Raw genomic sequence first — 7,475 nt, 5'->3', positions numbered from 1 at the left:
TCAGGTGAATGAGATTCATGCACGTGTAGCAGTCCTCAACAGATTTACGGAATTAGGTCGACCAGTTACCCAAGTTACGCCTTAAATTTGGCTCAATTAGGGGCGCTTTGCATTTCAAATCTTTGTGCAACAAAGCCTATTAGATGTAGTAAAGCATGCGAAGCCGACAGTATTAATTGGTGTATCAGGGCAGCCAGGTCTCTTCACAAAAGATGTTATTGAAGCTTTAGTGGAGAATACTGAATATCCGATAGTATTCCCATTGTCTAATCCAACATGCCGAGCTGAAGCTGTACCTTCAGATATTATTGAATGGACCAAAGGTAAGGCACTTATTGCTTCTGGAGCAAGAAGGGTGACAGAAAATATGCTAATGGCAGCAGCAAATGCTTTGGCTGACTGCTCACCAAAATTACAAAATCCAGAAGCGGCTTTATTGCCTGATTTAAGTCAAATACAGCAGATTTCAAAAATTATTGCCTTGAAAGTTGCTCAAGCAGCAATGCATGATGAAATAGCACCCAAAATGAGCTTAATTGAGTTAGAACAAAAAATTGAAGATAACTTCTGGAAACCCGAGTATAGAACTTATAGTCGTATCGTTTAATTGATAAGAGTTAGTTGGTGAATATCAAGTTTATGAAATCATTTCTTATAAACTTTTTAGGAGATCTTCAGATCAGGAGCTGTTGGTGACATTGTAATATTGCTTAGAAAACAACCAGTAATAACTATTATTTTGGCATTCAGAAATATTCTGCGAATGATGAGTCAGCCTGAATGATGGAAAAGCGAAAGGAAATGCGTTGCTTTGTTTGGTATTGACTATAAATTACTCACGATCTTTTATTTTATCTATAAATTTAAGAGCGTATCACTGGCTGGCGAGCATCTGAATATGGGCCAGCCAACGGTAAGCAATCTACTTAATAAAGTCCGTCAACATTATAATGACCCTTTGTTTTTGAGAATTGGCAATGAAATGCTGCCAACGGAGTTGTCAAAACAGCTTTTTCCACTGATAAGTGAAGCTCTAAGTAACGTCGAAGCAATTAATAATTTTAGTATTGATTTTGATCAAACAACTTCACAGCAACACTTTACATTAGCTATGACGGATGTTTCGCATTTGGTATTTTTGCCTAAAATTTCTCAATATATTAAACAGTATGCCTCACGTATACGATTGAATGTACGACCAATTACATCAGAAACCAGTTATCAAATGGCCAATGGTGAAATTGACTTGGCATTTGGCTTTTTGCCTAACCTAGAAAATGGTTTTTATCAGCAAAAACTATTTGAACAATATTATGTAGTTATTGCAGCAAAAGATCATCCACGTCTGACAGGCGATTGTCTAACGACTGAAGATTATTTACGCGAATCCCATATTGATATTAATGCAGGCATGGGGCATTACCATATTGAAAATGAATTGCTTAACTTAAATCTCAAGCGTGATATTCTGATGCGTTTGCCTAGTTATCTTGGGGTGGGTCTCGTAGTACAGGAAACAGATGCGATTGCTACAGTTCCTTTTTATTTGAGCAAAGTATTGCTATCACGAGGCAACCTGAAGATTCTTGATGCACCGATTAATTTTCCGTCATACTCAGTCAAGCAATATTGGCACATGTCCTGTCATCATAAAATTAGTCATCAATGGCTACGCCATACCTTCTACGAAATTTTAAGAAAATAGCGAACAGATCATTATTTACAAATTTTTCTTTTGAAAAGAGAAAAGCTACCTTAAAGGTGGCTATTCAGAAGCTGATCTTCTAGCAGTAATTCATGTGCCATTTTTTGAATACGGGCTTGGCCTCTGGATAGCGACTAGCTAACAATTTTTGTAGAATCTTAGCCATTCGATTTATCTCCTAAGTGTTGAGATGAAGTTGGTATTTTTTATCTGCATGAATAGCCACCAAAATTCTAGATATAAGACAAACCTATTCTTAAGATGACTGATTCGAATACAAGATATCTTGCAAGAGTCACCTATCGTATTTTATAAGCTTTAATGTATCTTTAGAGTATACCCTAAAGTTACAATCTGAAAGTTCATGAAATTATGTATCATTTAAATGATTTTTAATCATACGTAACATGTAACTTTAGTGTTAAAGAATTATAATTTACGAAATTGTTCATTTTTATCCAATTGGGGCGTGAAAAAGTGAAAGGCCAAAAAGTAGGGTATGTCCGGGTAAGTTCTGTCGAGCAAAACACTGGACGTCAACTTGAAGGAATTGAGGTCGACCGGATTTTTGTTGACCGTGCTTCAGGTAAAAATACTGACCGACCTAAATTTCAGGAAATGTTGAACTATGTCCGGGAAGGGGACAGGGTGATTGTACATTCAATGGATCGTTTTGCGCGAAGCCTAAAAGATTTGGTCACTGAAGTAGATAAACTGGTCAAACGAGGGATCGCCATCCAGTTTGTAAAAGAAAATATTACTTTTACAGCCGAATCCACCCCGATGGATAATTTGATGCTTCAAATGATGGGTGCTTTTGCACAGTTCGAACGTGAGATCATTTTAGAGCGGCAAAAGGAAGGAATAAAACTCGCCTCTGCTCAGGGGAAGTACAAAGGTCGGGTGCATAAACTAAAGCCTGACCAAGCTGAAGCTTTACGACAAGCATGGAAGGAGGGGAAGTATCCATCGAAAATGGCATTAGGGAAAGCTTTTGGGATTAGTCGTCAGGCGGTATACCGATATTTACAAGTTAGTGAATAGCTTATTGGGATTAGCAACTAAATTTAGTTTAACTTATAAAAATCATGAAACACTGTTCGAATTTTAAGCGTGGAACATGAATAATCAATAAAAAGCCGCTCTGGTGCCCTATATTCCAGAACGGCTTGCTTTAATATAGTGATATTTAAAGAGAAATATCAAGCATTACGTATAAGGTGTATTATGTTAATTTTAGGAAAACTTAAGAGACTGTAAATAAAACTGTGTAAACGCTTAAACTATCGTTAAAAGTGTCATTCTAGGTATTCCATTAAATATGGTCATAGCTTATTTATGATTTCACAATCTTTATTTAATCGGCGAATTGATCTGATAAATTTTTTCGGGTCATCAATGCACAGCGGTTGTTCCTGACCATCACGTAAAATTATATACTCGTCTAATTTTTCATAATGCACAGCGGCAACTGGTACGCCTTTATTTTTTTTGTTGAACTCATGATGATTGCCAGGTACTAGTTCCGCATAGGTAAAAATAATCTTATCCGCAATACGAATATAGCTGGCGCTTGTTTTTGACATTCTTGACATATAAAAACCTCCATAGGTGTGAAATTAATATACAACTATTTTACAACTATTTCAAGGCTTTTTTAATCACTTAGCATAATGGCGATTATAAGAAATTAATGGATGTCCATATAGATTACTTGCATATTGTATTCGATCGAATACAATATGGTGAGAAAACAAGGAATCCTCATGATTGAAATTAAACGTCTGCCAGAGTTTGATGAATGGTTGGATGGCATTAAAGACAATATGACCCGTATTCGCCTGAATCGTAGATTGGATAAGGTTCAACGTGGAAATTGGGGAGACATTAAGCCTCTTCAAGATGGCGTTTGGGAAATGAGAGAGTTCTTCGGTGCTGGATGGAGAATGTATTACATCCAACATGGTGACGTAGTGATTGTAATGCTTGGTGGAGGAGATAAATCGACTCAACAACAAGATATCGATCGTGCAGTCAAATTATCGAAAACATTGGAGGATTAAAATGGTTAAAGTCGCTGATTTACCAAGTTTTGATATGGCTGAGTCGCTCAAAACTGAAGAAGACATTGTGATGTATCTCAATATGGTTCTTGAAGAGAATGATCCAGCTGAATTAGCCCATGCACTTGGCGTTATTGCTAAAGCTCGTGGCATGACTCAAATCGCTAAAGAAGCAGGGATTGGACGTGAGGCACTCTACAAAGCCCTACGTCAGGATTCAGCACCACGTTTTGATACGATTAATCGTGTTGTGAATGCTTTAGGCCTAAAACTCACAGTACAACATGCCTAAGACTTTAAAAAATATAGTAAAAATGGGAGCTAAAGGCTCCCGTTTTTATGTTTCGTATAACGCGTATTATGTTAATTTTAGAAAATCTTAATTAAAGTGAAATATATAGCTCAAATCATAGAATGTAATGAGGATCTCGAATTTATTCTAAAAATTAAGATTCGTAATGAAATTCTAGAGGTATTTAGTTCTTCAATACCCTCATTTATTGATCTCAAAAAAAATTACCTTATAGCTTTAGAAGCTACTATTCTTGATGATTACATTATTGAAGAAGTGAATTGTCCCCATCAAGTTAAGCAAATAGATAATAGTCTAAGATATGAAATTATTGGACATTTAAAAGAAGGAAAGCTAGATAGTAATGGCTTAATTTTTGAAGATTATATTTTAAATAGAGATTTTTTTTACTTAGATAACACTACAGTAAAATGGACTGTAGACAGAATTAATGCCACTTTTGATGACAGTAATTGAGTTTATTTAACATAATGGCGCTTATACGCAATACACAACACAAAAAAATGGGAGCTAAGCTCCCATTTTTAATGCATTTAAAATTCGAATCAATGTTGCTGCTGGTCCTGTTGGATAGCGTCGGCTTTGTTCCCAGTTTTGCAGAGTACGATGGCTAATGAAAAGAGTAATTTTAAATGAGTCCTTGCGATTTAAGTTATTCATCGTCTTTGTGATGATCATTATCTAATAGCTTACAAGTAAAAATTATTGCTAATATGACTAGGCTAGAAGAAATACCAGCATATAAGTTGGCTAAAGTTCCACCAAAAACAACAATATCTTCTAAAAACAAGATGACTATAACTATAATAGATACATGTAATATAATAATTTTTAGATCATGAAACTTATTAATTGATAGTGTCTTAAGAAAAGAACTATTGTCAAAAATAGCTTGTTGAATAAATAATTTATAAAAACCTGCTGAAATTAAATGAAATGTAATAGCAATTAACGAGACATCGAGGATTTTTAAAAATTTAACAACAACTATTTTTACTTCAAAATTAGTTGCATATATATTTTTTATAATAAAAATTATTGCATCAATTAGAAGGTATATAGTTGATAAATATAAAAAAATAGAAGATATTATGCAATTTATAATAACTATAATAACTAAAAATCTACTCTTTTCAAAAAAATTTTGTAGCACTTGATAACATCCATTAAATGAAAAAAAAGAGATGGATCCGGAAATTTGAACAACTCCTATAAGTGATACTCTGCTCCTCAAATGATGTTATAAACATCAATATATGGAGTATTTTATGGCACGTAGACCAAGAAGAAATCATTCAAACGACTTTAAGGCTAAGGTAGCACTTGCTGCGATCAAAGCAGAAAAAACACTTGCTGAATTGAGTTCTGAGTTTGATGTTCATCAAAACCAAATTATTGACTGGAAAAATCAATTGATCTCAGCTTCCTCACAAGCTTTCGATCAATCAAAAGCTCCATCAGAACCTACCATTGATCTTAAAAAGTTACATGCAAAAATCGGTGAGCAGGCATTAGAAATTGATTTTTTAGAAGGTGTGTTGAAGAAACTGGGCCGCTTCAACCACAAAAGTTAATCGATCACTCACTTCAGATTTCAGTATCTAAACAAGCTAAGTTACTGAAAGTCTCTCGTGGTTGTTATTATTATCGCCCAAAACCTGTTAGCTCATCAGATCTGAAGCTGATGCGATGTATTGATGAATTACATATGCAATATCCTTTTGCAGGCAGTCGTATGATGCGTGATTTGTTGAATCGTCAAGGGCATCATATAGGACGACGTCATACACGTACTTTAATGAAGAAAATGGGTATTCAGGCGTTATATTGCAAACCAAATTTAAGCCAGGCTAATCAAGCTCACCGTAAATATCCATATCTGCTCAAAGGATTGGCTATTCAGCGCAGTAATCAAGTGTGGTCTACGGATATAACGTATATCCCTATGGCAAAAGGCTTTGTTTATTTATGTGCTGTGATTGATTGGCATAGCCGCAAGGTACTTGCGCATAGGGTATCGATTAGTATGGAGGTGGATTTTTGTATTTCGGCTTTAAATGAAGCGATTGAAAAATATGGATCACCTGAAATATTGAATACAGACCAAGGCAGTCAGTTCACCAGTGATGCATTTATTGATGTATTGAAATCAAATGGCATTCAAATCAGTATGGATGGTAAAGGTCGATGGGTAGATAATGTGATGGTTGAACGATTATGGCGGAGCGTTAAATATGAAGAGGTGTATCTCAAAGCTTATAGCAGTGTCACAGATGCGAAAAAGCAATTGAGTGCATATTTTGAGTTTTATAATCTGAAACGACCTCATTCAAGTCTAGACAAAATGACACCAAATGAGTTTTACTATGATCAGCTACCCCAACAAAACAAGGTGGCTTAACTAGAGCGGAATATCACTTATAAATACGCTTTTAGTTGTTCAAACAAGTGGAACCACCTCTAAAACAAACAACTATTAATCAAAATCGCGGATAAGAAATTGATTTAAAAATGAAGAAGACTAATGTGGTTCCGTTAATTAGACAACTCAATTCAGTTTTATAAGTGATAAACCCGCTCTAAATATTTAAATTATGCTGCCATTACTTTTAGTAAATGTTGATCATAAAATTCATTCGGTGTTGCCTTATTCAAACTTGAATGAGGACGTATCATGTTATAAAAATCCAAATATTCAGCAATTGATTGTATCGCTTGTTTAACCGTATCGTAAGCCTTCAAATAGACTTCCTCATGCTTCACGCTGCGCCATAAACGCTCAATCATCACATTATCCATCCATCGTCCTTTTCCATCCATACTGATACGGATATTTCGCAATTTTAACTCATTCAAAAATGCCTCGCTTGTGAATTGACTGCCTTGGTCTGTATTAAAGACTTCAGGACAACCATATTTCACAATTGCTTCTTGCAACGCATCTATGCAAAAGTCTGTTTCCATACTGATCGATACACGATGAGCCAGTGCTTTACGACTATAGGCATGGTCTAAAATCCTAGACCCACATCATTTTGATCATAATTGATTTGAGTAAGAAAGAATTATTATGCAATAACTTATCTCTCTGTACACGACAAATTTCACAGAACCCTTATCCTATCAGGGTTCTGCCTTCTTAAAATTGCCAAAATTTCCTTAAACTCTTCTTTTTTCCCAAAACCAATTAAACGCTGAATCGCCATTTGAACATAGTCTAAACCATAGCGAAATAAACTCATTGAGAGTCGTCCATGCTTCTTTATTTTTATCACTTTTTTTTGATCATGTTGCCATTCACCCGTTAAGTAACACCAACAGAAGCTTATAGCTAACACCGCAATCAATTTTTTCACTCGTCTAGGGTCTGTCAAGCGCGTATTTTCAAGATTAA

At 35.2% G+C, this 7,475-nt stretch carries 8 protein-coding genes and 4 pseudogenes; 7 read left to right on the top strand and 5 right to left on the bottom strand.

The window, feature by feature from the left end:
• Nucleotides 1-133: 133 nt before the first annotated feature.
• The 3 genes and pseudogenes from HYG89_RS15440 to HYG89_RS15430 form a co-directional block, all read left to right on the top strand.
• A pseudogene (locus HYG89_RS15440) lies at nt 134-607 on the top strand (malic enzyme-like NAD(P)-binding protein); the annotation flags it as partial.
• A gap of 204 nt (nt 608-811) precedes the next feature.
• A complete protein-coding gene (locus HYG89_RS15435) occupies nt 812-1,705 on the top strand; it encodes a LysR family transcriptional regulator (RefSeq protein ID WP_178868313.1) in 894 nt (297 codons plus the stop codon).
• Nucleotides 1,706-2,182: 477 nt separating this feature from the next.
• On the top strand, nt 2,183-2,749 hold the full coding sequence (locus HYG89_RS15430; RefSeq protein ID WP_000678311.1) for a recombinase family protein: 567 nt from the start codon (nt 2,183-2,185) through the stop codon (nt 2,747-2,749).
• A 281-nt stretch (nt 2,750-3,030) separates the two neighbouring features.
• Here HYG89_RS15430 and HYG89_RS15425 read toward each other — a convergent pair whose 3' ends face one another.
• A complete protein-coding gene (locus HYG89_RS15425) occupies nt 3,031-3,300 on the bottom strand; it encodes a hypothetical protein (RefSeq protein ID WP_039048204.1) in 270 nt (89 codons plus the stop codon).
• Nucleotides 3,301-3,471: 171 nt separating this feature from the next.
• On the opposite strand from HYG89_RS15425, the gene HYG89_RS15420 reads away from it, so the two are divergent.
• The 3 genes from HYG89_RS15420 to HYG89_RS15410 all read left to right on the top strand — a co-directional run bounded on the left by HYG89_RS15420 (nt 3,472) and on the right by HYG89_RS15410 (nt 4,537).
• Nucleotides 3,472-3,768, top strand: coding sequence for a type II toxin-antitoxin system RelE/ParE family toxin (locus HYG89_RS15420; RefSeq protein ID WP_005175534.1), 297 nt, complete (start codon nt 3,472-3,474; stop codon nt 3,766-3,768).
• 1 nt (nt 3,769) lies between these two features.
• Nucleotides 3,770-4,060 (top strand): addiction module antidote protein, encoded by a 291-nt coding sequence (locus HYG89_RS15415; protein WP_004969304.1) that lies wholly within the window; start codon nt 3,770-3,772, stop codon nt 4,058-4,060.
• A 96-nt stretch (nt 4,061-4,156) separates the two neighbouring features.
• Nucleotides 4,157-4,537, top strand: coding sequence for a hypothetical protein (locus tag HYG89_RS15410; protein ID WP_151829633.1), 381 nt, complete (start codon nt 4,157-4,159; stop codon nt 4,535-4,537).
• 54 nt (nt 4,538-4,591) lie between these two features.
• Here HYG89_RS15410 and HYG89_RS16105 read toward each other — a convergent pair.
• Both HYG89_RS16105 and HYG89_RS15405 read right to left on the bottom strand, forming a co-directional pair.
• A pseudogene (locus tag HYG89_RS16105) lies at nt 4,592-4,714 on the bottom strand (helix-turn-helix domain-containing protein); the annotation flags it as partial.
• A 19-nt stretch (nt 4,715-4,733) separates the two neighbouring features.
• Nucleotides 4,734-5,234: a YqhA family protein gene (locus tag HYG89_RS15405; protein WP_005200043.1), complete on the bottom strand. Its 501-nt coding sequence runs from the start codon at nt 5,232-5,234 to the stop codon at nt 4,734-4,736.
• Nucleotides 5,235-5,337: 103 nt separating this feature from the next.
• On the opposite strand from HYG89_RS15405, the gene HYG89_RS15400 reads away from it, so the two are divergent.
• Nucleotides 5,338-6,482, top strand: a protein-coding gene (locus HYG89_RS15400) for an IS3 family transposase (protein ID WP_178868311.1) whose coding sequence is annotated in 2 segments (ribosomal slippage) — nt 5,338-5,602 and nt 5,602-6,482 — 1,146 coding nt in all. Because the reading frame shifts where the segments join, the coding sequence is not laid out codon by codon here.
• Between the two features lie 191 nt (nt 6,483-6,673).
• On the opposite strand, the pseudogene HYG89_RS15395 reads toward HYG89_RS15400, so the two are convergent.
• Nucleotides 6,674-7,084: pseudogene (locus HYG89_RS15395) on the bottom strand (transposase); the annotation flags it as partial.
• A 101-nt stretch (nt 7,085-7,185) separates the two neighbouring features.
• Nucleotides 7,186-7,475: pseudogene (locus HYG89_RS15390) on the bottom strand (IS4 family transposase); the annotation flags it as partial.

This window comes from Acinetobacter sp. SwsAc5 (genome assembly GCF_013391485.1).
GTDB classification, from domain to species: Bacteria; Pseudomonadota; Gammaproteobacteria; order Pseudomonadales; family Moraxellaceae; genus Acinetobacter; species Acinetobacter towneri.
This window is presented reverse-complemented; position numbering and strand designations above follow the sequence as displayed.

What these genes read in the sequence shown, in the direction of transcription:
- HYG89_RS15425 (WP_039048204.1), bottom strand. Translation starts at nt 3,300, where the DNA reads ATGTCAAGAATGTCAAAAACAAGCGCCAGCTATATTCGTATTGCGGAT.
- HYG89_RS15420 (WP_005175534.1), top strand. Translation starts at nt 3,472, where the DNA reads ATGATTGAAATTAAACGTCTGCCAGAGTTTGATGAATGGTTGGATGGC.
- HYG89_RS15415 (WP_004969304.1), top strand. Translation starts at nt 3,770, where the DNA reads ATGGTTAAAGTCGCTGATTTACCAAGTTTTGATATGGCTGAGTCGCTC.